20 protein-coding genes and 2 pseudogenes are annotated in these 25,180 nt (G+C 50.5%); 17 read left to right on the forward strand and 5 right to left on the reverse strand.

Translation table 11 applies throughout. The annotated features are described in order from the left end of the window. The first annotated feature begins 19 nt into the window (after positions 1 to 19). The 4 genes from guaB (at position 20) to AC07P6_RS08205 (ending at position 6,725) form a co-directional block, all read left to right on the forward strand. On the forward strand, positions 20 to 1,486 hold the full coding sequence (gene guaB / locus AC07P6_RS08190; RefSeq protein WP_110272117.1) for an IMP dehydrogenase: 1,467 nt from the start codon (positions 20 to 22) through the stop codon (positions 1,484 to 1,486). 68 nt (positions 1,487 to 1,554) lie between these two features. After that, positions 1,555 to 3,132: a glutamine-hydrolyzing GMP synthase gene (guaA, locus tag AC07P6_RS08195; protein WP_110272118.1), complete on the forward strand. Its 1,578-nt coding sequence runs from the start codon at positions 1,555 to 1,557 to the stop codon at positions 3,130 to 3,132. A 308-nt stretch (positions 3,133 to 3,440) separates the two neighbouring features. Then, positions 3,441 to 4,649: a tyrosine-type recombinase/integrase gene (locus AC07P6_RS08200; protein WP_166707648.1), complete on the forward strand. Its 1,209-nt coding sequence runs from the start codon at positions 3,441 to 3,443 to the stop codon at positions 4,647 to 4,649. A gap of 102 nt (positions 4,650 to 4,751) precedes the next feature. Next, positions 4,752 to 6,725: a tetratricopeptide repeat protein gene (locus tag AC07P6_RS08205; RefSeq protein WP_181737355.1), complete on the forward strand. Its 1,974-nt coding sequence runs from the start codon at positions 4,752 to 4,754 to the stop codon at positions 6,723 to 6,725. A 143-nt stretch (positions 6,726 to 6,868) separates the two neighbouring features. On the opposite strand, the gene AC07P6_RS08210 is transcribed toward AC07P6_RS08205, so the two are convergent. After that, a complete protein-coding gene (locus AC07P6_RS08210) occupies positions 6,869 to 7,879 on the reverse strand; it encodes a LuxR family transcriptional regulator (protein ID WP_243846771.1) in 1,011 nt (336 codons plus the stop codon). 128 nt (positions 7,880 to 8,007) lie between these two features. On the opposite strand from AC07P6_RS08210, the gene AC07P6_RS08215 reads away from it, so the two are divergent. From AC07P6_RS08215 to AC07P6_RS08255, 9 genes are all read left to right on the forward strand, one after another. Then, the gene (locus AC07P6_RS08215; protein WP_431739768.1) at positions 8,008 to 8,187 is read left to right on the forward strand and encodes a helix-turn-helix transcriptional regulator; all 180 of its coding nucleotides are present in this window, start codon (positions 8,008 to 8,010) and stop codon (positions 8,185 to 8,187) included. A 19-nt stretch (positions 8,188 to 8,206) separates the two neighbouring features. Continuing rightward, the gene (locus AC07P6_RS08220) at positions 8,207 to 9,046 is read left to right on the forward strand and encodes a helicase RepA family protein (RefSeq protein WP_431739769.1); all 840 of its coding nucleotides are present in this window, start codon (positions 8,207 to 8,209) and stop codon (positions 9,044 to 9,046) included. Beyond that, the gene (repC, locus tag AC07P6_RS08225; protein ID WP_166708961.1) at positions 9,036 to 9,944 is read left to right on the forward strand and encodes a replication protein C, IncQ-type; all 909 of its coding nucleotides are present in this window, start codon (positions 9,036 to 9,038) and stop codon (positions 9,942 to 9,944) included. The genes AC07P6_RS08220 and repC overlap by 11 nt, the downstream gene beginning before the upstream one ends. Positions 9,945 to 11,100: 1,156 nt before the next feature. Then, positions 11,101 to 11,877, forward strand: coding sequence for a P-type conjugative transfer protein TrbJ (gene trbJ / locus AC07P6_RS08230; RefSeq protein WP_181737362.1), 777 nt, complete (start codon positions 11,101 to 11,103; stop codon positions 11,875 to 11,877). Positions 11,878 to 11,879: 2 nt separating this feature from the next. Further along, positions 11,880 to 12,077, forward strand: a complete 198-nt coding sequence (locus AC07P6_RS08235; RefSeq protein WP_000790452.1) for a hypothetical protein — start codon at positions 11,880 to 11,882, stop codon at positions 12,075 to 12,077. A gap of 2 nt (positions 12,078 to 12,079) precedes the next feature. Next, the gene (trbL, locus tag AC07P6_RS08240) at positions 12,080 to 13,375 is read left to right on the forward strand and encodes a P-type conjugative transfer protein TrbL (protein WP_166707652.1); all 1,296 of its coding nucleotides are present in this window, start codon (positions 12,080 to 12,082) and stop codon (positions 13,373 to 13,375) included. Positions 13,376 to 13,430: 55 nt separating this feature from the next. Further along, the gene (locus tag AC07P6_RS08245; RefSeq protein ID WP_001076797.1) at positions 13,431 to 13,628 is read left to right on the forward strand and encodes a hypothetical protein; all 198 of its coding nucleotides are present in this window, start codon (positions 13,431 to 13,433) and stop codon (positions 13,626 to 13,628) included. A gap of 20 nt (positions 13,629 to 13,648) precedes the next feature. Further along, positions 13,649 to 13,903 carry a hypothetical protein gene (locus tag AC07P6_RS08250; protein WP_166707654.1) on the forward strand — a complete coding sequence of 85 codons (255 nt, stop codon included), beginning with the start codon at positions 13,649 to 13,651 and terminating at the stop codon, positions 13,901 to 13,903. 72 nt (positions 13,904 to 13,975) lie between these two features. After that, positions 13,976 to 14,212, forward strand: a complete 237-nt coding sequence (locus AC07P6_RS08255) for a type I toxin-antitoxin system ptaRNA1 family toxin (protein WP_166707655.1) — start codon at positions 13,976 to 13,978, stop codon at positions 14,210 to 14,212. A 51-nt stretch (positions 14,213 to 14,263) separates the two neighbouring features. Here AC07P6_RS08255 and AC07P6_RS08260 read toward each other — a convergent pair whose 3' ends face one another. Continuing rightward, positions 14,264 to 16,849, reverse strand: coding sequence for an AAA family ATPase (locus AC07P6_RS08260; protein WP_166707656.1), 2,586 nt, complete (start codon positions 16,847 to 16,849; stop codon positions 14,264 to 14,266). Between the two features lie 619 nt (positions 16,850 to 17,468). Beyond that, on the reverse strand, positions 17,469 to 18,665 hold the full coding sequence (locus AC07P6_RS08265) for an MFS transporter (RefSeq protein ID WP_478316962.1): 1,197 nt from the start codon (positions 18,663 to 18,665) through the stop codon (positions 17,469 to 17,471). Between the two features lie 72 nt (positions 18,666 to 18,737). Here AC07P6_RS08265 and AC07P6_RS08270 point away from each other — a divergent pair. Then, positions 18,738 to 19,654, forward strand: a pseudogene (locus tag AC07P6_RS08270) (LysR family transcriptional regulator). Here the strand turns inward: AC07P6_RS08270 and AC07P6_RS08275 are convergent. Then, positions 19,651 to 20,553 (reverse strand): LysR substrate-binding domain-containing protein, encoded by a 903-nt coding sequence (locus AC07P6_RS08275; protein ID WP_478316007.1) that lies wholly within the window; start codon positions 20,551 to 20,553, stop codon positions 19,651 to 19,653. The pseudogene AC07P6_RS08270 and the gene AC07P6_RS08275 sit on opposite strands and share 4 nt — an antisense overlap. Before the next feature lie 111 nt (positions 20,554 to 20,664). On the opposite strand from AC07P6_RS08275, the gene AC07P6_RS08280 reads away from it, so the two are divergent. Continuing rightward, positions 20,665 to 21,489 (forward strand): alpha/beta fold hydrolase, encoded by an 825-nt coding sequence (locus AC07P6_RS08280; RefSeq protein ID WP_478316008.1) that lies wholly within the window; start codon positions 20,665 to 20,667, stop codon positions 21,487 to 21,489. Continuing rightward, positions 21,482 to 22,378 carry a DMT family transporter gene (locus tag AC07P6_RS08285; protein ID WP_478316009.1) on the forward strand — a complete coding sequence of 299 codons (897 nt, stop codon included), beginning with the start codon at positions 21,482 to 21,484 and terminating at the stop codon, positions 22,376 to 22,378. The genes AC07P6_RS08280 and AC07P6_RS08285 overlap by 8 nt, the downstream gene beginning before the upstream one ends. Before the next feature lie 13 nt (positions 22,379 to 22,391). On the opposite strand, the gene AC07P6_RS08290 is transcribed toward AC07P6_RS08285, so the two are convergent. Continuing rightward, positions 22,392 to 22,583, reverse strand: a complete 192-nt coding sequence (locus AC07P6_RS08290) for a YfgG family protein (RefSeq protein WP_182207662.1) — start codon at positions 22,581 to 22,583, stop codon at positions 22,392 to 22,394. 369 nt (positions 22,584 to 22,952) lie between these two features. On the opposite strand from AC07P6_RS08290, the pseudogene AC07P6_RS08295 reads away from it, so the two are divergent. Then, positions 22,953 to 25,172, forward strand: a pseudogene (locus tag AC07P6_RS08295) (sensor domain-containing phosphodiesterase). The last annotated feature ends 8 nt before the right edge of the window (positions 25,173 to 25,180 follow it).

The following is a 25,180-nucleotide window of genomic DNA, read 5'->3' on the forward strand; positions in this document are numbered from 1 at the left end:
CCAGGTCGAGATATTGCCCATGCTACGTATCGCTAAAGAAGCCCTGACGTTTGACGACGTCCTCCTCGTTCCAGCACATTCAACCGTTTTGCCAAATACCGCCGATCTCAGCACTCAACTGACGAAAACCATTCGTCTGAACATTCCTATGCTTTCCGCTGCAATGGATACCGTGACTGAAGCGCGTCTGGCGATTGCCCTGGCACAGGAAGGCGGCATCGGCTTTATTCATAAAAACATGTCCATTGAGCGCCAGGCTGAAGAAGTTAAGCGCGTGAAAAAACATGAATCCGGCGTGGTTTCCGACCCGCAGACTGTCCTGCCGACGACCACTCTGCGTGAAGTCAAAGAGCTGACCGAACGCAACGGTTTTGCCGGTTATCCGGTAGTAACTGAAGACAATGAATTGGTTGGTATCATCACCGGTCGTGACGTGCGTTTCGTTACTGACATGAACCAGCCAGTCAGCGTTTATATGACGCCGAAAGAGCGCCTGGTCACCGTGCGTGAAGGTGAAACCCGCGAAGTAGTGCTTGCCAAAATGCACGAAAAGCGTGTTGAGAAAGCGCTGGTTGTGGACGATAGCTTCCATCTGCGCGGCATGATCACCGTTAAAGACTTCCAGAAAGCAGAACGTAAGCCAAACTCCTGTAAAGATGAGCATGGTCGCCTGCGCGTAGGCGCGGCGGTTGGTGCGGGTGCAGGCAACGAAGAGCGTGTTGATGCGCTGGTTGCCGCGGGCGTTGACATTCTGCTGATCGACTCTTCCCATGGTCATTCTGAAGGCGTGCTGCAGCGTATCCGTGATACGCGTGCCAAATATCCTGACCTGCAAATCATCGGCGGTAACGTGGCTACCGGCGCAGGCGCACGTGCCCTGGCGGAAGCGGGCTGCAGCGCGGTCAAAGTGGGTATCGGCCCAGGTTCCATCTGTACGACTCGTATCGTGACCGGCGTGGGCGTTCCGCAGATTACCGCCGTTTCTGACGCGGTTGAAGCGCTGGAAGGCACCGGTATTCCGGTTATTGCTGACGGCGGAATCCGTTTCTCTGGCGATATCGCCAAAGCGATTGCCGCAGGCGCTGCTGCCGTGATGGTTGGCTCCATGTTGGCCGGTACCGAAGAGTCTCCGGGCGAAATCGAACTCTATCAGGGTCGTTCCTACAAATCTTACCGCGGTATGGGTTCCCTTGGCGCGATGTCCAAAGGGTCTTCCGACCGCTACTTCCAGACCGATAACGCCGCCGACAAACTGGTACCGGAAGGTATCGAAGGTCGCGTCGCTTATAAAGGTCGCCTGAAAGAGATCATTCACCAGCAGATGGGCGGCTTGCGCTCCTGTATGGGTCTGACCGGTTGTGGTACCATCGACACCCTACGGACCAAAGCGGAATTCGTGCGCATCAGCGGCGCGGGTATCCAGGAGAGCCACGTTCACGACGTGACGATCACCAAGGAATCGCCTAACTACCGCATGGGCTCCTGATTTTCTTCGCCCGGCCATGCGCCGGGCGATTTATTTAACCTGTATCACTTGCCTCGGAATTATCGTCAATGACGGATAACATTCATAAACATCGTATTCTTATTCTGGACTTCGGTTCTCAGTACACCCAACTGGTGGCGCGTCGCGTTCGTGAATTAGGTGTCTATTGCGAACTGTGGGCATGGGACGTCACTGAAGCTCAAATTCGTGAGTTCAACCCTAACGGCATTATTCTTTCCGGCGGCCCGGAAAGTACCACTGAAAATAACAGTCCGCGCGCGCCGCAGTATGTGTTTGAAGCTGGCGTACCGGTATTTGGCGTGTGCTACGGCATGCAGACCATGGCGATGCAGCTGGGCGGCCACGTTGAAGCCTCTAATGAGCGCGAATTTGGCTATGCGCAGGTTGAAGTTCAGACCGATAGCGCGCTGATCCACGGCATTGAAGATGCGCTGAGCGCAGATGGCAAGGCTATGCTGGACGTCTGGATGAGCCACGGCGATAAAGTGACCGCCATCCCGTCTGACTTCGTCACCGTTGCCAGCACCGAAACCTGCCCGTTTGCCATTATGGCTAACGAAGAGAAGCGTTTCTACGGCGTTCAGTTCCACCCGGAAGTGACTCACACCCGTCAGGGTTTGCGTATGCTTGAGCGCTTTGTGCTTGAGATCTGCCAGTGTGAAGCGCTGTGGACGTCGGCAAAAATTATCGAAGATGCCATCGAGCGCATCCGTCAGCAGGTTGGCGACGATAAAGTGATCCTCGGTCTGTCTGGTGGTGTGGACTCTTCTGTCACCGCGATGCTGCTGCACCGCGCGATCGGTAAAAACCTGACCTGCGTATTCGTTGATAACGGCCTGCTGCGCCTGAACGAAGCCCAGCAGGTGATGGACATGTTCGGCGATCGTTTCGGCCTGAACATCGTTCATGTTGAAGGCGAAGAACGTTTCCTGAGTGCGCTGAAAGGCGAAAATGACCCGGAAGCAAAACGTAAAATCATCGGACGCGTGTTCGTTGAAGTGTTCGACGAAGAAGCGCTGAAGCTGGAAGATGTGAAGTGGCTGGCACAGGGGACTATCTACCCTGACGTCATCGAGTCTGCCGCATCTGCAACCGGTAAAGCACACGTCATTAAATCCCACCACAACGTGGGTGGCCTGCCGAAAGAGATGAAGATGGGCCTCGTTGAACCGCTGCGTGAGCTGTTCAAAGATGAAGTACGTAAGATTGGTCTCGAACTGGGCCTGCCGTACGACATGCTGTATCGCCACCCGTTCCCGGGACCAGGCCTTGGCGTGCGCGTGCTGGGCGAAGTGAAGAAAGAGTACTGCGACCTGCTGCGCCGCGCTGATGCCATCTTCATCGAAGAGCTGCACAAAGCTGACCTGTACAACAAAGTAAGCCAGGCATTCACCGTGTTTCTACCGGTTCGTTCCGTCGGCGTCATGGGTGATGGCCGTAAGTACGACTGGGTGGTTTCCCTGCGTGCTGTCGAAACTATCGACTTTATGACCGCGCACTGGGCGCATCTGCCGTACGATTTCTTAGGCCGCGTGTCTAACCGTATCATCAATGAAGTCAACGGCATTTCCCGCGTGGTGTATGACATCAGCGGTAAACCGCCAGCGACCATTGAGTGGGAATGATCACACGTTAGGCATTAGCTGGTACTAACTGGCATTAAATGATACTTAAGCCCATGTTTTCATGGGCTTTTTTATATTTATGTCTGGCAGTGTTTGGCAACTGATGGCAGCGGGAAGCACCGCTTGAGCGTGGTATCCAAGGTGGTATTATCGAGACATGATGCCATGAGTGATAGCCGATACCATGCTGCTTGATCTTGTGTGTTCATGGTATCGAAATTGTTTAACTAACTGTTTTTATTGGTTTTATGGCCTGATTTTCGGGTGATCTTCCAGCATGGTATTGGAATCGAAGAAGGATAAGACTCTTGCTGACCGATACCAAGCTGCGCAACCTCAAGCCGAGGGATAAACTCTACAAAGTGAATGACCGGGATGGCCTCTACGTGGCCGTCACTCCTGCCGGTTCTATCTCATTCCGTTACAACTACTCGATCAATGGCAGGCAAGAGACAATCACCTTTGGCCGCTATGGCGTTGGGGGTATCACTCTGGCAGAAGCCCGTGAGCGGCTTGGTGAAGCCAAGCGGATGGTCGCCGATGGAAAGTCGCCAGCGAAGGAGAAGGCCCGAGACAAGGCGCGTGTTAAAGGGGCTGAAACCTTTGGTGCCTGGGCGGAAAAGTGGCTACGTGGCTATCAGATGGCCGATTCTACCCGTGATATGCGCCGCTCGGTTTATACGAGAGAGCTAGAAACGAAATTCGGCAATCAGAAGCTGACCGAAATCACCCACGAGGACTTGCGAGCATTAACCGACGCCATCGTAGAGCGCGGTGCACCTGCTACGGCGGTTCATGCGCGTGAGATTGTACTCCAGGTATACCGCTGGGCGACTGAGCGAGGCCAGAAGGTTGAGAACCCGGCAGACCTGGTGAGGCCCGCAAGCATTGCCAGGTTTGAGCCGAGAGATCGAACCCTGACGCCCGAAGAAATCAGGATCATGTACCAGTACATGGGGCGTATTGGTACATCACCATCGATCCGGGCAGCGGTAAAGCTACTGTTGTTGACGATGGTGCGTAAAAGCGAGCTGACGAATACCACTTGGAGTGAGATCAACTTCAGCGAAGCGCTCTGGACGATCCCCAAAGAACGGATGAAGCGGCGAAACCCTCACCTGGTGTTTCTATCCAGGCAGGCCATGGACATCCTCATCGCTTTGAAGACGTTCTCCGGAGGATCGGAGTATGTTCTGCCGTCACGCTACGATTCTGACGTCCCTATGAGTAGTGCCACGCTGAACCGGGTAATGACGATGACTTACAAGCTGGCTCAGAAAGAGGGGCAACCGCTTGCCAAATTCGGCCCGCACGACCTGAGACGAACAGCCAGTACCTTGCTCCATGAAGCCGGTTACAACACCGATTGGATAGAGAAATGCCTGGCACATGAGCAAAAAGGTGTGAGGGCGATATATAACAAAGCCGAGTATCGTGATCAGCGTACATCTATGTTGCAGGACTGGGCTGATATGATTGACGAATGGACTGCTAAAGATGCTTGCGGACCCATTTAGCTAAACGCATAGGTATTCGGGCACATGCTTAAAATATATTGTCGAAGGTAATTGGCAACTTACAGCATGGAATTTTTACCTCATTGAGGACAATAAACAGAAATGGCTGACGATATGGAATGCTTTGATGACCTTCCAGAGCGAGCCTCCAATCATGTCACGGAGGAGAAGGCAGAGACGGCATTTCAGAAATGCCTAACAGAGAGTGGTCTTTTTATCCTTCAGCGTGCTGACCGAAAGGACTATGGTACAGACTGCGAGATCGAAGTTGTCGAGGATGGGAGAGCCACCAACATTAGGATTCACGTTCAGCTTAAGGGCACTGAGCGTGCACTGAATGCGGACGGCTCTCTAAGCGTTGAAATTAGTCGCACAAACCTGAATTATCTACTGATGCATCCGCATAGTTTTTATGCTGCCTACCACGTCCCAACGGCGACGCTACGCATCTGCCTCGCTGAGACCGTTCTCCGTAAATATGAGCATGCTGGAAAGAACTGGACCCAGCAGCAATCACTTACAGTTAACTTCACGGAAGATCTGACGACAGAGCGGTTGGGCCGACTTGCTGAATTGTCCAGTTCTGCAACTCGAGCGGCACGTAATCGTCGCGTCGAACAGTCCCGGGCAGCACCAGGAGATTTGATTGGTCTCCTTCGCCGAGCTGTACCGGAAGTTCATGTTCCTGATGATCCAGACTCAGCTCGACAACTCTTGGAACACTTATATGACCAAGATGCTGATGAGGAAATTAGTGCCGCCTTTGACCGATTCATGGCCGTGCTTGGACCAGAAGACGATGCCATGGGCTGCGCTTATATGTCAGAAATTAACTTGGGCATGTCTGAGAGAAGCCGGTTTCCTGATCGGATCGAAGCAGCAGTGATCCATTTTAAGAGGCAGCTTAGTAGTGGGCGCTACGAGCAGGGAAGCCTGCATTACACAATCGGTAATGCCTACTCGGCGCTCGGCCGGGAGGATTGCGCCACAGAGGCTTATAAGGCAGCGTTGCTCGAACCTGCATTCGCAAATTCGTCAAGTCTGGCATCCCAAGGCCATAAGAATCTCGGGACGAGCTTTGAGCGGCTCGGAGATGAGGTGCGAGCAGTTAACCACTATCGTGAAGCCTTGCGAATGAATCCTCTCCTTCCTGAAGCCCATTATGCCTTAGCCCAATTCTACGTGCGTAAGGGCGAGTGGAAGAGCGCTCTTGAGCATCTGGATCAGGCCGTCTTCACAGATCCTATATATGCTAAAGCAGCTGGAGTTGCGGGTTGGCGAGCTAACGTTCTTTTCAACATGGGTGAGGGGATTGCTGCGTTCCGCGAAATTAACAATGTTCTTGCCCAGGCCGACCGCGAGCCATGGGTTTGGCCGTTTTTTGCGCGGCTAGTAGCTAGTTTCGGTCGGGCTACGGCTGAAAATGCGCGTCAGGCGCAAGGGTTCTGGCATCGCTATGTAGACGCTCATCCTGATACATCTGGAGGTCGTCGCGAGATGTTATTGGCTACCTTATATTTACGGGCGGAAGGCCAAGATATAGGCCAAACCTACATGGAGTTTCTGGATAAGTTTGTTAGGCATATAAAGCACATTGATAATACGGAAGAAGCCGCGTTTTTGTGGGATCGCCTTGGACACTGGGCACAGGATGAGGGCAACTGGCTAGAAGCGGAGCGCTGTTTTCGGATGGCCTACGATCTCGCAGGAGGGCACTACGGATACTGTCTAGGAACCGCTCTTAACTTTCTTGGAAGGTTTGAAGATAGTTTGCCGATCCTGCTTGAACAGGCAGAGCATATCCAGCCTGATGCAATGAGCTGGTTTCAGCTTGGTGCAGCGTACGGTGACCTTGGCCAATCAGAGCAAGCTATTAAATCCTATGAGAAAGCGTTAAATCTTGATCCAGAATACGACTTGGCGATGTTCAATCTAGGTGGTGTCTATTGGAATAGAGGGAGCATAGTCGAGGCTTTGGATATTTGGAGAAGGGCGATTGAGCGTTTTCCAGATCATGAGCTTACTGCCAAACTTCAACGGGATTTTCCGCAGTTCTTTCCTCGGGATATCGACTAGCAGCATGAAAACCTGATTTTGATGTTGTTGGTTTACCTGTTTAGCATTAGTAATTTGGTGTCGTAAGTCGGGTATGGTAATGGAGTCGGTTTCAAGCCCCGCATTTTAGCGGCTAAAATTTCTCTTGATAGCTTTCTAGGTTCTTAGGTTCCTAGCAGGAACTCCTTTCGAACTGACGCCAACGCTTTAGACACGGCTTGGCGTGTCATTGGCTGCTGCTTGGCGTTCAGTATTTGCTTTCCGATTTCTGTCTGGTTAAATCCGTCTCGCTTGAGTACCAGCATTTTTTTCTTGGTATCTGATAGCTTAGAGTCCACCATCCTTCGGGCTAGATTGCGTAATTCGGCCTTGTCTGCTGGTTGTAAAGTTTTGCCTAGCATCAAGTAAAGGAAGTATTGATCGACCAGTGTATCGCCAGACATTAAAGGTCTAGAGCGATTGGCGCATTGTTTGTTTATTCTTTCTAATTCAATGTCAAACTGCGCGATAGAGCGTGTTGCCTGCTTATATAAAGGATTCCAAGCTCCATTTGGTAATTTTGGTTGGTGATTTGTGCAGTACAAGTTGCTTAGACGTAGAACGTCATTGCTACCACGCAATTGGGATTTGTTATCCGAGAATGATGTTAGCGTAGTCGGAGAACCACAGAAACGACAAAAGCTGTGGCGGCGCTTGTCATTTAGCCCTCTAGATGTTCCGTTGATGCATCGCATTGAAGACTTTACCGGTTGCTTGCATGCACAGTCCTGAACTAATTCAATCAGTGATTCATGTGTTGCGATAAACCTTTGATCTGTCTTGGTCTGTTGGTCTTTTGTTTTTATGAACGCTCTTAGCAGGTGGCGTTGTAGGCGGACCGCTGCATCAAACCCGACCAGCTGAGCCATCTCGCTGAAAGATACCTCTGTTGAACCTGGCATGTGTACCAGGTAGTCAGGCGGGAGTGTTTCCCTGTATGCGGTTACAGCAGGGTCTATCAGCTCATGTATTAGCCGATGAATGGGGTAGCGCCGGGATGCTGCGGAATATGGTTTCCAGCTATCTCGGAACTGGCGGATGGCGCTGGCAATATCTGGATCACAACCATTCCAGATAGCTATATAGTAATTGCCAAGTCGCTTCTTTGCTTGCTCTTCACTTTCCATGTCAACCATTTTATCCAATTTATAGGCTTAATCAAGTGGCATTGCTGGGCACCATAGAGCTTTCATAAGTAAGTGGAGGCACAAGTATGCAAGCAATGGCAAACAAGACACTGATCAATCGAAAAGTGCTATTGGAGATGATTCCGCTCTCCTCACGGACAATTTATAACTTGGAGAAGCGGGGTGAGTTCCCTCGCCGAATTGCACTTACCAGCAGAAACGTCGCGTGGGACCTGTCGGAAGTAGAGCAGTGGATTGAGGAGCGTAAGTCTTCAGGAAACCAGGCTACTCGGCCTGGCAACACCATAGGGGCCTAACATTATGGCCCTTGATCTTATGGCGGCCTTTTCGGAAACGCCGCCGCCTCTTGATTATGTTTTACCTAACATGGTTTCCGGTACGGTAGGGGCCTTGGTTTCACCAGGTGGTGCCGGAAAATCCATGCTGGCCTTACAGCTTGCCACGCAGATCGCTGGAGGCCCAGACTTGCTGGAAGTCGGAGAATTTCCTGTTGGGCCAGTTATCTATCTTCCTGCAGAAGATCCTCCCGCTGCTATCCATCACCGATTACATGCGCTTGGAGCGCATCTCACCGCCGAGCAGCGGCAAGCTGTTGCTGAAGGCTTGCTGATTGAGCCGCTGATAGGAAGGTGCCCCAACATTATGTGTCTCGATTGGTTCGATGGCCTTAAGCGAGCGGCTGCGGGTCGCCGCCTTATGATCCTGGATACCTTACGTCGTTTCCACATCGAAGATGAAAACGTTAGCGGTCCTATGGCGCAAGTGATCGGACGTATGGAAGCCATCGCCGCCGATACAGGGTGCTCTATCGTATATTTGCACCATGCCAGTAAGAGCGCCGCCATGATTGGTGCGGGTGACCAGCAACAGGCCAGCCGTGGGTCGTCTGTTCTGGTCGATAACATTCGCTGGCAATCGTACCTGTCTGGCATGACGCAAACCGAGGCTGAGGAATGGGGTGTTGATGATAGTCAGCGTGGGTACTTCGTTCGCTATGGCGTGAGCAAGGCGAATTATGGCTCTCCTTTCGCAGAGCGTTGGTTCCGGCGTCACGAGGGCGGTGTGCTCAAACCTGCCGTGCTGGAGAGGCAGCGCGTAGCCAATGGCGTGCTGCCATTCAAGAAATCTAAGGTGAGGTCACGTGATGAGCTTTGATCTTACCCATGTTCGACATGATCCAGCTCACTGCCTGGCTCCTGGCTTGTTCCGTAGTCTGAAGCGTGGAGAGCGAAAGCGGCTCAAGCTGGACGTAACCTATACCCATGGCGAGGATTCGATACGTTTCTGGGGGCCTGAGCCTCTAGGTGTTGATGATCTTCGCATCCTACAAGGGCTTGTGGCTATGGCCGCAATTTCTGGTGATGGGGGACGCGGGATTGTACTGCGAAACGAAACAGAGTCAGAAGTTGGGCAGCAATTGCGTCTCTTACTAGACCTGAAGTGGGACGCGGTTGAGAAGGATACAATGGTTGCCAAGGGCAGCTTTCGACAACTGGCCCGAGAACTTGGGTATGCCGACGATGGAGGCAGCCAGTTCAAAACTATCCGCGATAGCATCGAGCGCCTATGGGCAGTATCGGTCATTGTGGAGCGTAACGGGCAGCGTCAGGGTTTCCGCATCTTGTCCGATTACGTCAGCGACGACCGGGAAGGTAAACTGTTTGTCAGCCTAAACCCTCGATTAGCAGAGGCTGTAATGGGAGAACGTCCACATACTCGGCTCGACATGACTGAGGTTCGAGCGTTACAGACCGATCCTGCTCGATTAATACATCAGCGATTATCGGGCTGGATTGATGCCGGTAAATCTGGACGGGTAGAACTGAATACCCTTTGCAACTACGTCTGGCCGGACGAAACGAAGAACCCCAACACCTTGAAAAAGCGCCGTCAGACGGCCCGGAAAGCGTTGGCTGAACTTATTTCAGTGGGCTGGACTGTACATGAATACGCCAAGGGGAAATGGGAGATTAGGCGGCCAGGGGCCAACCAAGCCAACCCCCGGCGTGACAGCACCCATCCCCGGCATAATAGTACCCGCCCCCCGGCATAACAGTATCCCATCCCCGGCATAACGGTATCCTCTTCAATCGCGCAAACGCTTGCAGGGCAAGGCTTTCCGGCCTGTTTTGGAAATCGATCCAAGATATTCCAAAGAATATCCATCATACGCGGCATGGCCCGCGCCTGAATGGCGCGTTCATGCCTTGCCAACTCAATCGGCCTCCGGCCGATGTTTTAACGCCAAGAGGGTGGCCGATTCTGCTTCCTCGCCAAGGGATATCACCTTTTCTTGGCGTTCAATCCGTCCGAAGGACGACCAAAGCCGCCTTGTAAGCCCCAGGAGCGTCGTTCAGAGGCCGACTAGGGGTAGCGGGGGGGCGATGCCTGAAGCGCCTCTTTGGGCGGCTCAGGAAGCCGTATTCCATACATCAAGATGAATAGCCACTTACGCCGGTAGTAGGCTGAAAATGTGTGCGGTTTGTAGGTTGTAGTATGTAGTAGCACCATACAACATACTACAACACTACATTTCCTATCCGCACTGACGTTGTGCCCGAAAAGCTGTCCGAAGTTGGGCGCTAGCGGCTCGACACGCACTGAGTGTTGGTAGCGATCCTTCCTGACCGTATGACCCAACCGATACCAATCTGAAACTGTCAAAGAAAAGGCCGTCAAGAGTGTCTGGAATGTTTGAAAGTCATTGTAATACAGGGTTTTACATCGGGTGTATTCCTAACGCTCGCACGTTTCATTGACACTTGAGGGGCGAAACTCCTCCTGAATTGGCAAAGCTGTGTATTGCTGTGTTTTTTGGCTGTGTAATCCACCGCGTTAGCGTAGTAATTGCCTGATATTGCGCTTTTATTTTGTGCTTCTGTTCTAGCAAGAAGGTGAACAAGCGATTTTATATGGTTTGCACAAAAAAACAGATTTTCGCAGCAACACTTTCCTTGGCGTAAACAACGCTGAATGGCGGGCAGGATAGGTGAAGTTAGCTAATCGGCGGAGCCAATTAACTATCTTCACTTTCCCTTATTCGCGCCGGGGCGCTCAACGGGGAATCCTGCTCTGCGAGGCTACCGGCTACCGCCGTAGGAGTTATTGGCTTAAATATCTCCATGTCAACTTTTATGTCCAATTATTGAGCTTATACGTTATGCATTGAAAGGCACGATAAAGCATTCATTGGTAATGGAGATCAACGTATGCAAAAAGTTAAAAGAAAAAATTTAGCCGCTAAAATTGCTCTGGCTATCGCTATGACGACCTGCACCTTGCAGCCCGTTTACGCCGGTATTCCAGTAGTTGATGGCACCAACCTATCGCAGAACATCATGTCCGCGATGGAAGCCGTAGCGCAGACACTCAAGCAGATTCAGGAATACCAAACCCAACTCCAGCAGTATGAAAACCAACTGCAAAACACAATGGCCCCGGCGGCTCATATTTGGGACCAGGCGCAGCGCACCATCAACGATCTGAACCAGGCGACCAACACACTCGCCTATTACCAAAACCAGCTTGGTAGCCTCGATGCTTACCTAGGCAAGTTCCAGGACGTGGCCTATTACCGCAGCTCGCCTTGTTTCTCGTCGGCGGGATGCAGCGATGCCGAACGGGCCGCTATGGCCGAGAACCGCCGCCTGGCGTCTGAATCGCAGAAGAAGGCCAACGACGCGCTGTTTAAGGGCCTAGAGCAGCAGCAAGACAACTTGCAGGCCGACGCTCGACAGCTCCAGCGTCTGCAATCTGCCGCCCAGGGCGCGGACGGCCAACTGGCCGCCATTGGTTACGCTAACCAGCTCGCTAGCAACCAGGCCAACCAGCTCCTGCAAATCCGAAGCCTGTTGATTGCCCAGCAGAATGCCGTTGGCACTCGAATGCAGGCGGATGCTGACCGCGAAGCTCAATATCAAGCGTCCCGTGAAAGGTTGTTTGATATGGGCGAGCCAACCGACCGTTCAGAAAACAGGGGGTTTTAATCATGAAGAATATCACCCGAGTTTTTATCGTTAGCGCGTTGGCCTCTTTTGTTCTGGTGGGGTGCGGTGAAGATGACGGGCCAAAGCCTGCAACGATCAACTGTGACAACCCGAACCTGACGAAAGAGCAGAGGGAAGAAGGGAACTGTCTTTGGGATATGGGCGAACCCACGGATCGCTCCAAGAACAAGGGGTTCTAATCATGAGCAAGATATTCATTCGACTTGTGATGCTCCTGGCAGTTGTACTGACTTCACAAACTGCGTCAGCGGCCATTGAGCCTAATGGTGTCTTGGATGAAGTGGCAGTGCGTTTCATGACGGCCAGTGCTACTTGGGGCACGGTAATTACAAACTATGCCGCCTGGCTGTTCTGGACGCTGGGTACTATATCCCTTGTGTGGACTGGCGGGACCTTAATCCTTAAACAAGCGGATATAAGGGAGTTCTTTGCTGAGTTCGTGCGCTTCATCCTGACGTTTGGTTTCTTTCTCTGGTTGCTCAGAAACGGTCCAGACTTTGCGACGTCAATCATCGACTCGTTGAGAATGATCGGTGCTCAAGCCGGTGGCCTTCCGAGAGACCTAACCCCGTCAGAGCCTATTAGTATTGCGTTCGACATTATTGTGAAAGCTGGTGAGTCCTACAGCATCACAAGCCCGATAGATAACTTGTCTATCTTCTTAATCACGCTGGCAATTTTGGCATGTATGGCGGTAGTGGCGGCCAATGTGTTGTTGGCCTTGGTGACGGCTTGGATATTGATCTATGCCGGTGTCTTCGTGCTGGGTTTTGGTGGTTCGCGCTGGACTTCAGATATAGCAATCAACTACTTCAAAAGCGTATTGGGCGTTGCTTTGAAGTTGATGACAATGACGTTGCTCATTGGCATTGCCATGTCGATCATGGACGGTTTCTATGCCGATCTATCCAATGATGCCCCTATGCGTGAACTGCTGGTGATCTTTGTCGTTTCACTGGTTCTCGTGATGCTCATTCACTCGGTTCCCAATGTGGTCGCCAGCCTGGTTCCTGGAGGCGGCGCAGCGGCAGGTGCAGGCAGTATCAGTGCCGGAGCGATGGCCGGAGCGGCTGTTGCCACTGGTGGTATGGCTGCCGGTGCAGCAATGGCTACCGCCGGCGGTGCGTCTGCTATTCAGGCTGCATTTGCAAAAGCAGGTGAGAACGTAGCGAACAATACTGACGTTATGTCGAGCCTGGGCGAAGCATTTAGCGGTGGCGGCGATTCGGATGAAGCTGGCTCCTTTTCCCAAGCCTCTGGCCAATCCTCTAGCGGTGGCGAATCTTCTGGCGGCGGCTTTAAAGGCAGCGCTGTAAAAGCGGGTCGTATTGCAGCGGATACCGGTGCGAATTTGATGAAGGGAATGAGTGATATGGCCGGGGATCGAATTGGCCGCACTGCTGGAGGTCGTTTAGCTAGCTCGATCCGAAATAGTACGAAAGATGACGGGGATGACGACGACAAGGAGGGCGACTGACGACGCTTCCCCTGCATTTGACAGCGATAGCTTAGGCGGCGTCGGCACTGGCTGGATGAATCAAACCGGCGGCTTTGATGGCCTGTCCAGTGAGGACCAGGAAGAAGCCCGCCAAGCACACGCAGAATGGCAAGAGCGCGACCCGGAAAAGCACACCTTCGACGTTGAGGACTACGTGTCGTATGCCCAGGAACGCCAGCAGGAGCGCAACGAAGAGGTTGCCAGTTTTGTTAAAAAGGGTCGCATGGCCTAACTAGATAAGGATTACTGATTATGGAGTTTAGCTTTCCACCTCAAAACCTTGCGGAGGTATTTGGTTTCTTCGCAGTGATGTTCATTGTGATGCTGGCCTTCTATTTTTTGGGGCAGTGGCTGCACAACACCGGACACGGCCCGAAGATGAAAGCCATTGCCGTTAAAATGGAGGTATTCCAAAACAGGTTGGCCGGGCGTGCTTACAAGGACATGAGGAGATCGGTCGATCAAATCGACAAAATGAGACGCTGGCCGTTTGGCCGACGCAAGTAGTTAGAAAGCACACGGGCCGGTGATGGTGCACCGGCCCGCATTTTCACATACCACCTGACAGAGAGGTGACACATGACAACCACACATAATATCGAAGTTCAGCAAGCAATTCATCAGGCTGCGATCAAGCTGGCCGCCCTGGAGTTCATCGACCAGGAAACCGCCCGGCAGGTTTTGCCAGTCGCGGAGGCGGTCGCCAATATGTTCACGATCCTGTACTACCAGGCTGAAACTGGCCGAGTGACGACGGAGGACTTCCAGAAGGCGTTAGCCATTGTGCGGCAAGCTGCATTAAAAGAGTTACGATGAACGAAAACAAAGGCGGCTGTGGGCCGCCTTTTTGGAGAGGTATTGAACTGATCAGGTCCTCTTACGGCTTCCCTGTAATTCATCTAGAAAATCTTTGATGTTTTTCAGGTCATCTTCAATTTCTTCGATTGTCGGATACGGATCACCTACTGCCGGAGCGCTGTCATGTCCTGTGAAATAGGTGCTGCATTTCCCCATTGCATTATCTACTTTAGCTGTATCATCGTCTGAAATGTCAACAAGGCGAGATAGGCGTTGTGTGTAAACCCCTCTTTCAAACCTGCTTACTACCTTATTGAGCAATTTTTCCTCAACTAATCGTTCCCAAGTTTCTCTGAGTAAGCCGTAAAATGCCCGGGATGCTTGACGAAAATCAGCTTCAGTTCCATCTCTATCCAACTTCCTTAAATCTTGTAATTTTGTATTTAGATGTTTTATGCGCTTTGATGTTGTTAGTGCTTCCCATGGAGCACTATCTCTTACTAGCCCAGCGAATTTTCTAGAACGCTCCAATGCGACGCTTGCATGCTGGGCTCCTTGGAGTTCGGCTTGCTCTAGTAAAAGCTTGAAGAAAACTATGTCATGAGTAAATACGACGACTTGCCGAGAAAGTGATTCTGAAATAAGTCTGGCGGCTACTTTGCTACTCCACTGATGACTTAGTGAGTTCACAGGGTCATCGAATATGACAGCAGACAGTCTATTATCTGCTTTCATCTCTGCTAAAAAAGCTGCAATTGCAATGCATCTTTGCTCCCCCTCGCTAGCAACTTTAGCAACTATTGGTTCGCCAGCATTTGCGATTGCTAACTTAAATTGTTGTTGTCCTCCGGTGTTTCTTGTTTGAACATCCACCGAGAAGCGCGTGAATCCAAATTTTTTAAGTTCGTCCCTGAAAGCAGAGGTAAGAGGTTCTATGACTCCTTGCTGGTAAATTTTTGAAGAAAGATCGGAGACTTTGCGAGTGTTGCATTCACTCTTTATTGCTTCCATCTTTCTGATGACTTTATAACGGCGTATATTTTTTATTATTGATTCATAGTTATCATTGATATGTTTTTTGTCTAATAGGCCCTGTAAATTTTTTTCTTTCCTTTTGATGAGCTCAGCTAAGTCTTGGTTGGTTTTAACTAATTCTATTTGTTCATCAATATTTTTTAATATTGCGTTTATGTCAACTGAAGATGAAATATCTAGTGTGGATTGAAGATCGGGTAATTTTGAGGAGGTGGTAAATATCTTTTGACGCTCGGCTAATATTTCAAACAGAGCTATGATCTTTTCGTTTATACCGGGCTTTAGCTTGTTGGATTCTTCTAGTGCAGCCTTATAGTTTTCCAAGCTAAGGTCTTGTGATGAAATCATTCTTATAGCATTGCTCAATAGGTCATGAGCCTTTTTTGCTTCTGTAGCAGCATTGTCGGCCAAGAAACTATTTAATGAGGCCAGCCGATTACTACTGTTCTCTGAGATTTCCTGGAGGCATAGAGGGCAATTTTCACCTTGGATAGGTGGGAAGTTGTGAGAATTCGGCTCGTTTTCAATGAAGGTTTTTGCTGCACTCCATAGGCTTTGCCAGTTTATACCTGCAACAGTTTCTAGAGGTAGGCCTTGTAGAGTGGCCTGCATTATTTTGTCGGCAGTCCTCTGCTTTGTGTTGTAATCTTCTTGCAGTTCTTTAAGCCTGTCAAAAGCTTTATCGCTTAGAGGTTTTAAAGCGTTATTAATAAATCTTTGCAGCGGTGTTATTATTTGCTTTTGTTGATTGAGATTGGCTTTTAAACTTTCTGGGGTTTGTAGCTTATCTTTTGCAATTTCTTGTCTTAGAGGTTCTATATGCTCAAGATCCTCTGTTGTAGCTCTATGAGTTTGCACATCTTCTTCTTTAGTGTCGGCAGATATTCCGTTGAAGAATCGTGCTGTATTGGTTTCGGAAGTTATTGGTTTTAAGGATATAAGGCCGTTTCCTGGCATTATATCTTCTTCAACAATAGCTTTGACTTGGTTGATGGCTCTAGTCAGCTCTGTTAATAAGTTTAAGCCAGAAGGCTTGAAACCTAGAGCATCCTCTTTGTTAACGTAATGATGAGCTGAATCTGTATCGAAAACCCTAATTGCCTTCAGGGGGGCAATGCTTGAAGAGTTCAAGCTCCAAGGGTGAGTTTCGTCCTTCCCGTCTACTAAGATTTTGATCGTTGCGCTAGGCGAAGGATTGGTTTGTTCAAATACATTCCCTAATATTTTGGGGCACGAACCGCGTGTTAGGCAAGCATTTTTCATTATGCTGGAGTAGCTGGATTTTCCTGCTCCATTGTCACCATAAACTATGAAGATGCCATCTCTGGAAAATGTTAGAACTTGTTTTTCAATGAGAGCACCAACACCATACACTTCGGATAATGATAGTAGATTGACTTTACCTTGCTCGCTAGTATGTCCGGTGAAGTCTAAATCTTGGCTGCTAGAAGTAGAGCATTCTTCTGAGTGGACTAGTTGGTGTTCAACACGAGCAATATAGTAGATTTCATCGAGGTCACTCTGATCTAATTCTCCGTGTTCAAGTGCTAGTTTAATGCTGTGTTTCCACCATATAGGTTTATCTTCAATCCATGTCTGTATTTGTTCTATTGGTGTCATTTTATTTCCCTGTTTTTGATGCGCCGACGAAGTATATTGTTGACTTGCTATTAGATGGTTTTAAAGATAACGTTGATGCTATTATGCCTGATTAGATTTCATCGTTAAGTCGAGTTAGTTATACTTTTTGCCAAAAGAGTTACTTTGGTAGTACACAGACACAGTATGGCACCACATTCTGATGTCTCAAGGGCAGGCGTCGGTATAAACCGATAGATAGAAATCGCGATGAGGCATTACATATCTGCGTTTAATGATCGTGAAATCGCCACTTTTTGGCCAAGGCGAGTTCGCAGCATGGTACCCTCAGACAGTAACAAAGGAGTGGTGAACAGTGCGTCGATTGACCCCCGATGAGATAGAGCACCTTCGCCGGGATATGGCAGAAGCATCAGCATGGGCTAAGGCAGAGTTAAAGCGGCGACGAGCAGCAAAAAATCAAAAAAACTCTGCGCATGGTATAGATGATGGTATCGAGAAAGCTCGCCTTTCTAACTAGTTGTTATTTAAATTGTTTTTCCTCTCGTTGATATTAGAGTGGGAATAATTTCTCCTCGTAATAGCTAAATTTTTGCTAACTAAAACCCTCTTTGAAAAGAGGGTTTTTTATCCCCGCTGTTCAGGATCGCTTGCCAGCCGTTAGCGGCAATTTTATATGTTGGTTGAATGCCATCGATACTGCCAACCCTACCACTATCAACGTTAGCGCAGCGGAAACCGCTAAGCTTCCCTGAATCCCGAGATAATGATTAAGCCACGCATAGGCAAACGGCGATATGGCTGCCAGCACCTGGGCGGGAATCAATAGAATGCCAGTACGATGGGCGTAATCCTCGGCGGCAAAAAGCTGTAGCGGTAGCGTGGCTTTAAATACGGTTGTCAGACCGTTGATTGCGCCATAGCCCAGTACGAACCCACCGGCCGCCCAGGACAAATAAGGTCCGCTCAGGCCAAGTACAAAGCAGAGCGGCATCAGCATAGTGGTCAATAGTGTTAGCCTCAATGGCGTTAATGCTGAACCGGATGCCACTTCAAGAAAGCGAGCACCGGTTTGCCCAATCCCCCACAGCATTCCCACAGCAACAGGAAGTCCGTAGCTGGCAATAAACTCCGGTAAGTGTGTTGAAGTGCCGTTGGAGACAAAGGTGACCAGCGCAATGAGAGATGCATACAGCAGTGCCGGGCGCCGATCGTGGCGGGAAATCGGATTGTGTGGTTTTTTCCGTATTGGCGAGGGGAGTTTATGATTCGGCATAGTCCACAACAGCACGGCACTAACCAGACCAAAAAGGGCGTAGATCTGCAGAGCATGCCGCCAGTCCATCTGCGTCAGTAGCCATGTTCCGAATGGCCAGAAAAGAGCCGAGGCCAATCCTCCGGCCAGAGTCACGCGTGAGATAGTTAGCCTGGCACGCTGTCCGTAAAGATTCACCAGCGCAGCGAACATCGTGTCGTACAGCGCCAGTCGCATGCCGATACCTGTCAATATCCAGGCGGCGAACCAGCTCGTCAGGCCGTGAATTTTTGCCATGATGAGGCAACCCGTTGAGATCATCAACGTGCCGGAGATAACCACCCGTTGGCCGCCAAAGCGGGCCAGTAGTCGGGCGATAAACGGAGAGGTTAGCGCCATCATCAACATCGCAATAGTCAGGCCCAGGTAGATTTGCGTTGCGGCCCAGTTGGTGTCCAGGGCAATAGCTCTGGCGAAAGTCCCGGGCATATAAAACGATATCCCCCAGTTGATCAGTAGATTGCATCCGGCGGCAAGGGTGACAAAGCCTGGCGCGGAGAGTGATTCTTCAGGTGTTTTCATCATCTTCCATTCTGTTACGCTGTTGTCGGCAGCATACCCTGCAAGCCATTGTGCAGGCAGGCCACTTCGTTTATGACCTCTATAAGAGAAACTTTGTGATGATGACGCTCAATCTGGGAAACCTGGCGACGTTTCGCCTGGTCGTACAGCGCGGGAGCTTCTCCGCCGCTGCTGACGTGCTGGGATTATCGCAGCCCGCGGTAAGCCTGCAGGTGCGTCAGCTGGAGCAGTTTCTACAGACGCGATTGATTGAACGAACCGGGCGCGGCATTAAAGCGACGGCGGCCGGAATTGCCTTGCTGGCGCACAGCGAGAAGATTGAGCTGGCGGTGAGCGCGGCGGTGCAATCGGTGAGCGAGTTCAATCGTGAAGTTAGCGGCTCGATAACGCTGGGTACCGGAGCAACCGCCTGTATTCATCTTTTACCTTCGCTGTTGCTAACACTACGCGAGCGACATCCTCTGCTGACCGTCGGCGTGACCACCGGTAATACGCTGGATATTGTGCGGGCCGTCGAAGAAAATCGGCTTGATTTAGGGTTGGTTACGCTCCCGGCAATCGGGCGTAACCTGGCGGTGACGCCAGTTATGGATGAAGAATTTGTCTGTATTTTTGCCAGTAATCAGGAGGCGTTACCGCCAGCCGTTACGCCGGAGGTTCTGCAAACTCTGCCGTTAATTGCATTTGAATCGGGCAGCGGAACCCGGGATTTGATTAACGGTTGGTTCCTGGCTGATGGGCGGGCAATCGCGCCAGTGATGCAGTTAGGCAGCATTGAGGCGATTAAGCGCATGGTGCGTGCAGGGCTAGGGTTCAGCATTGTTCCGCGAATGGCGGTGGAACATCCGCAGGATCGTATTGGCTTAAATGTTCAATCACTGGCTCCGCTGCTGTATCGTCAGTTAGGCATAATCATGCGGCAGGATAAAATTATCAGTAAAGGTATTGCTGAGATCCTGCGTTTACTGCAGAAGTTGGAGGCGGCTTAAGCGTAGCGCGTTTTCAACAAAGCAATGGTCGAATCAACCAGCGGGTGGTGTCGCTTGCTGTTCCACGCCGCCGCAGCGGTAACAACCATCTGCTTCTCTTCCAGCGTTTTTATCACCACATTAGCCGGTGCCAGTTTTCGGGTGGAAGCGGGAACCAGCGCGATACCCTGGCCGCAGCTGACAAACGCAATCTGCGAACTGACCGAGCGAACTTCATGCAGGATGCGGGGAGTGAAACCGTGGGTTCGGCATAGCGAGGTGAGTAGATCAAACCAGGCCGGGCTGACCTGGCGTGCTGACATTATCATCGGTTCCTTTGCCAATGCACGCAGGCTGACGCGATGCTGTGAGGCCAGCGGATGATCGGTCGGTAGTGCGACGGCCAGGCGTGACTCTTCCAGCGGCAAAGTAATGATATGGCCTCCCACCTCACTTTCCAGACGCACGAAAGCCAGGTCCAGTTCACCATTCTCCAGCGCGGGGATCGCATCAACGCTATCGATTTCCCGAATAAATATCGTTAGCCCAGGCGTGGCGCGCTTAAGTTCCTCCAGCAACGGGGGCAAGGTCTCCAGCATGGCCGAGGTTATTGCCCCGATATTCAATACCGCCGAGTGGCCTGCGGCTATTTCATCGATGGTTCTGTCCAACTGGCTGAGCTGGTCGGCGAACTGGCGTACCACGGGCAGTAGTGCGGATCCGGCCGGGCTCAGGCGGGTCCCGCGCCGTGAACGCTCGAACAGCTGGAGTTTCAGCCCGTGCTCCAGGAGCTTGATTTGTTCCGTTAGTGGCGGTTGCGACATCCCCAGACGCAGCGCCGCGCGGCCAAAGTGTTCCTCTTCCGCGACAGCGAGAAACATCCATAGTTGCTTGATACGACGAAAATCAATATTGCTCATAGGCGATATTCTGTTAATAAATTCGTATCACAGAGTTTATTTTATAAGAATTTACATATCAATATGGCTAGTTATTATCTCTGCCCGGAAATGATGAGCAATGAGGTTATGATGAGCATGCAGTCGGAGTTTACCCAGCAGCGTTTGCCTATGACGGTACAGGGCGTTGAGCTTGATATCGCGTCCATTAGCCGCGAAGGAGCAGGGGAGCCGGTGGTTTTTCTTCACGGTTTTGGCTCCAGCAAGGAAGATTACGTTGATTTCGTGCGCCATCAAGCCTTTGAGGGTCAGCCGTTTATTGCCTGGGATGCACCCGGCTGTGGTGAGAGTCAATGCGCCGATTACAGCAAGATGGGGTTACCCTTTCTGCTTGAGACGGCGTTGAAGGTGATTTCCCATACGGGGTTTACGCATTTTCACTTGGTCGGGCATTCAATGGGAGGATTAACGTCGCTTCTGCTGGCGCACGCTTTTCCCGAGCGAGTGCTAAGTTTTGTGAATATTGAGGGCAATATCGCGCCGGAAGACTGCTTTTTGAGCCGACAAATTGTGCAATATGCTGAGTTGGACGCGGAACGTTTCTTCGCGCGTTTTATTGAACGCACTCGCCACTCGCCAGCCTGGGCCAGCGCGCTCTACGCCAGCAACCTGCGGCAGAAGGTTCGCACTGAGGCGGTGCCGGGGATTTTCTCTTCGATGGTGGATTATTCTGACCACGGTGAGCTAATGGCGAAATTCCTCAATTTACCGTGTCCAAAAATGTTTATGTACGGCGACCAGAATGCCAGCCTGAGCTATTTATCTTCTATTGCCCGCCGTGGTGTAACGCTGGCAGAAATTCCGCATTGCGGACATTTCCCAATGTATTCAAACTCGCTGGAGATGTGGCGACAGATAGCTTTATTGCAACAGGTCGCACGGTATCAGGATGAATAAAACGCCATCTTCACAACTGGTCGGCGTGCTATTTTCCGTGTGCGCGGCTTTTGGTTTCTCGTTTAAGGCAATATTTGTCAAGCTTGCCTACGAGCAGGCAACGGTCGATGCCATCACTTTGCTCATGCTGCGGATGACCCTATCGTTACCTTTCGTTATCCTGATTGCTCTACGGGGGCTGCGTAGCGGCAGTCCTCTACAGCGTCGTGATTATCTACTGCTAATGTTGCTGGGAATAGTGGGATATTACGGTTCGGCGATCCTGGATTTTATGGGGCTGCGCTATATTACTGCCGGGCTTGAACGTCTGATCTTATTTACCTACCCGGCGCTCACTATTCTGATGGGAGTCCTGTTTTTGGGTAAGCGTTTTGAAAAAAAGGTACTCCTGGCCTTAGCGCTTTCCTGGTCGGGAATTCTGCTGGCGTTTGTCCACGATCTGCAGATTAGTGGCGATATGCATAGCCTGGCTCTCGGTGGCGGTCTGGTTGCCGCCGCGGCCCTACTGTATGCCATTTATAATGCCGGGTCAGAGGTGGCAATCAGGCGTATGGGGTCGATGAAATTCTCTGTTCTTGCCTTGCTGGTTTCATCCCTTGCCACGCAAACCCATTTTTATATTGCGCAACCGTTATCCGTGCTTAACCTACCGTGGCAGGTATACCTATGGTGTGGCGCGATGGCGCTCTTCTCAACCGTATTACCGATCTTCTGGCAGTCGGCGGCCGTGCAGCGCATTGGTGCCGAGCGCGCCGTCCTGATCGGTCTTCTGGGACCGATGCTGACAATATTCTTTAGCTGGTGGTTACTGGGGGAACCCATTTCGCTGGCGCAAATAGCGGGCACGCTGTTGGTGATGGCGGGTGTACTGGTCGTGATTCGTCACTAGGGATGTTGAGTGTTTACTTTTGCTCAGGCGCTTTTGCTGAACCTGAAGGCTCAACGGTGATGGTCGATTGCTGCGATTGTTTCTTGTCCTGATGATGATGCCAGGCGCCGATAGAGGAGTAGACAAAACGTCCAAAAAAGAAGATAAAGCTGATTAGCAGTACGATACGGGTCATGCGACGGTTAAATCGATGTCGTTTACGCATACTGGGTGCCTGACTCACAAAAGGTTCCTTGAAGTATACCCGTAGGGCGGGCGATATGCGTATTAAGGCACAGGAAAGCGGTGGGGTCAATTGATGCGGATGTAAAAATCCGACGGTCAAAACATTAATTAATGTTATATAAGATGATTGTCGTATTTACATGCTTTCTGTTTATGGCGTTTGAGTGCTAAAAAATAAGCTTTATTAATATTTGCTGCGTGATTTTTTGATTTATATCAATCGCCTGTTCTCACTGATAACTAAAATCTCCAGCCAGTTCCGCGTTATTATTTTGGCGCGATTATGATGGTTGGTCGGATGCCTGCCTGAATATACCCTGCAGGATTTAGGGTTATCTGTTGAGCATCTATGAGCTTAATTAAACTTTACAGGCAATATCGGGATAAATGGTGGGCGCTACCGCTCGTCCTACCCACGTTTTTGCTTCCTATATCAAGATGGGCCAATACCGTTGCTGTGCTGAATGGTAATGATGTCTCTCTCTACTATTTACCCTTGGGATTAGTCCTCAGCCTGATGCTTTTTTTTGGCTGGGCTGCGTTGCCGGGGATCGTGCTTGGTCTGCTACTTTCCATTACGTATGGTATGACGCCGGAAGATTCCATTGGCGTCATTTTCCACTTCCTCATTCCGACCGTGCTGTGCTGGGGCGGTTATCGTATTTTTGTGCCGCGCAGGCAGCAAATCTCTCACGGCAACGTCGGACTGATGCCTCACCGATTGTTCTGGCAGATGCTGCTACCATCGCTGATTTTTCTGGTTCTCTCTCAACTTGCCGAATACCTTGGTATTCATCCTCGTGCCACGGGGCTGTTGGGCATAAATCCCTTTAGTTTACGTACGTTAATCACTTTTCAGGCATTGATGGTGGGGTGTTTGACCGGTATACCGTTGTGCTATTTTTTGATTCGAGTTATCCGAAATCCACTCTATATCCGTGGATTTATTTCTCAGGTTCGCCTGCAAATTGATCCGAAAATAAAATGCCTTGAGATCATTTTATGGGCAGCAGTATTGTTAGTATTATTAGTCTTACTATTAATGCCATTGAACAGTTCTAGTACTATTTTTAGCACAAACTATACGTTGTCATTACTTATGCCGGTGATGTTATGGGGGGCGATGCGCTTTGGTTATCGGTTCATTTCATTGATTTGGCCGCCGGTTTTGATTGTTATAATTCATTTTCATTATCAATATTTACCGCTTTCTCCGATTTATAACAATCAGCTGGCTATTACCTCCTCTAGTTATCTGGTTTTCTCTTTTATTATCGCCTACATGGCGATGTTGGCGACTCAGCAGAGGGCTATCTACGCTCGCGTGCGCCGAATGGCTTTTCTCGATCCGGTTGTTCACTTGCCCAATTTGCGCGCGTTGAGCCGCGCGTTGAATCATTCATCCTGGTCAGTGCTGTGCCTCTTACGTATTCCTGAGCTGGAAATATTAGGCCGCCATTATGGCGTTCTGTTGCGTATTCAATACAAGCAGCAGCTGGCAGAGTCACTTGGCGGGTTTTTGATGCCGGGGGAGGATGTCTATCAGATGGCCGGGCATGAGCTGGTGGTCCGCCTCAACAGTGAAGACCACCAGCAGCGGATTCCCCTGTTGCATGAGCATCTCAAAAAGTTTCGTTTTGTCTGGAATGGTATGCCACTGCAGCCACCGGTGGGGTTTAGCTATTGCAACGTTCGCTCCCCGGTGGTTCATCTGCATTTACTGCTTGGCGAGCTCAATAGCGTTGCCGACCTTTCGCTGGCGACCGGGAGTCCGGAAAACTTGCAGCGCCGCGGCGCTATCAATTTGCAGCAAGAGTTGAAAGACAAGGTCACGATAATGAACCAGCTGGTGAAGGCGTTAGAACAGGATTGATTCCTTCTGATGGCGCAACCGATCGTTGGCATTCGTGGTGATAGTTATCATGAAGTCTTACTCCGAATGCTGGATGACAGCGATAAGATAATCATGCCGGACGTTTTTTTACCGGTAGCGCATGAGTTTGGCCTCTCGGCGCGCATTGATAGCTGGGTTCTGGAGCATACGCTCATCTTTATGGACAAGCAGCGCAAGAAGCTGCCGGGGATGCGCCTGGCAATTAATATCTCGCCTTTTTCAGTGAGTAATAGCCATTTTCATCATCAGGTAAAAGCGCTGCTGGAACGTTATGACATCGAACCCTGGCAGATTATTTTTGAGTTGACCGAGAACCATTCGCTGACCAATCCTGAGCAGGCGCGACAAACCCTGGCGCACTTGCAGGATATGGGCTGTCGCGTGGCCATTGATGACTTTGGTACCGGTTATGCCAGCTATGCGCGGCTGAAAACAATGAATGCTGATCTGCTGAAAATAGACGGTAGCTTTATTCGTAATCTGGTGACCAGTAGCCTGGACTATCAGGCTGTCGCATCTATTTGTCTTCTGGCGCGAATGAAAAATATGCAGGTAGTGGCGGAATATGTTGAAACAGCGGAAATTCGCCAGGCGGTGATTTCGCTGGGAATCGATTATATGCAGGGCTACGATATCGGTAAACCCGCACCGCTTGAGCGACTCGCCGACGATTGATCATCATT

The organism is Klebsiella sp. GFKo11 (assembly GCF_056490265.1).

Coding starts and splice junctions, on each gene's coding strand:
- guaB (WP_110272117.1), top strand. CDS start 20: ATGCTACGTATCGCTAAAGAAGCCCTGACGTTTGACGACGTCCTCCTC.
- guaA (WP_110272118.1), top strand. CDS start 1,555: ATGACGGATAACATTCATAAACATCGTATTCTTATTCTGGACTTCGGT.
- AC07P6_RS08205 (WP_181737355.1), top strand. CDS start 4,752: ATGGCTGACGATATGGAATGCTTTGATGACCTTCCAGAGCGAGCCTCC.
- AC07P6_RS08210 (WP_243846771.1), bottom strand. CDS start 7,879: ATGGTTGACATGGAAAGTGAAGAGCAAGCAAAGAAGCGACTTGGCAAT.
- AC07P6_RS08215 (WP_431739768.1), top strand. CDS start 8,008: ATGATTCCGCTCTCCTCACGGACAATTTATAACTTGGAGAAGCGGGGT.
- AC07P6_RS08220 (WP_431739769.1), top strand. CDS start 8,207: ATGGCGGCCTTTTCGGAAACGCCGCCGCCTCTTGATTATGTTTTACCT.
- repC (WP_166708961.1), top strand. CDS start 9,036: ATGAGCTTTGATCTTACCCATGTTCGACATGATCCAGCTCACTGCCTG.
- trbJ (WP_181737362.1), top strand. CDS start 11,101: ATGCAAAAAGTTAAAAGAAAAAATTTAGCCGCTAAAATTGCTCTGGCT.
- AC07P6_RS08235 (WP_000790452.1), top strand. CDS start 11,880: ATGAAGAATATCACCCGAGTTTTTATCGTTAGCGCGTTGGCCTCTTTT.
- trbL (WP_166707652.1), top strand. CDS start 12,080: ATGAGCAAGATATTCATTCGACTTGTGATGCTCCTGGCAGTTGTACTG.
- AC07P6_RS08245 (WP_001076797.1), top strand. CDS start 13,431: ATGAATCAAACCGGCGGCTTTGATGGCCTGTCCAGTGAGGACCAGGAA.
- AC07P6_RS08250 (WP_166707654.1), top strand. CDS start 13,649: ATGGAGTTTAGCTTTCCACCTCAAAACCTTGCGGAGGTATTTGGTTTC.
- AC07P6_RS08255 (WP_166707655.1), top strand. CDS start 13,976: ATGACAACCACACATAATATCGAAGTTCAGCAAGCAATTCATCAGGCT.
- AC07P6_RS08260 (WP_166707656.1), bottom strand. CDS start 16,849: ATGACACCAATAGAACAAATACAGACATGGATTGAAGATAAACCTATA.
- AC07P6_RS08265 (WP_478316962.1), bottom strand. CDS start 18,665: ATGAAAACACCTGAAGAATCACTCTCCGCGCCAGGCTTTGTCACCCTT.
- AC07P6_RS08275 (WP_478316007.1), bottom strand. CDS start 20,553: ATGAGCAATATTGATTTTCGTCGTATCAAGCAACTATGGATGTTTCTC.
- AC07P6_RS08280 (WP_478316008.1), top strand. CDS start 20,665: ATGAGCATGCAGTCGGAGTTTACCCAGCAGCGTTTGCCTATGACGGTA.
- AC07P6_RS08285 (WP_478316009.1), top strand. CDS start 21,482: ATGAATAAAACGCCATCTTCACAACTGGTCGGCGTGCTATTTTCCGTG.
- AC07P6_RS08290 (WP_182207662.1), bottom strand. CDS start 22,583: ATGCGTAAACGACATCGATTTAACCGTCGCATGACCCGTATCGTACTG.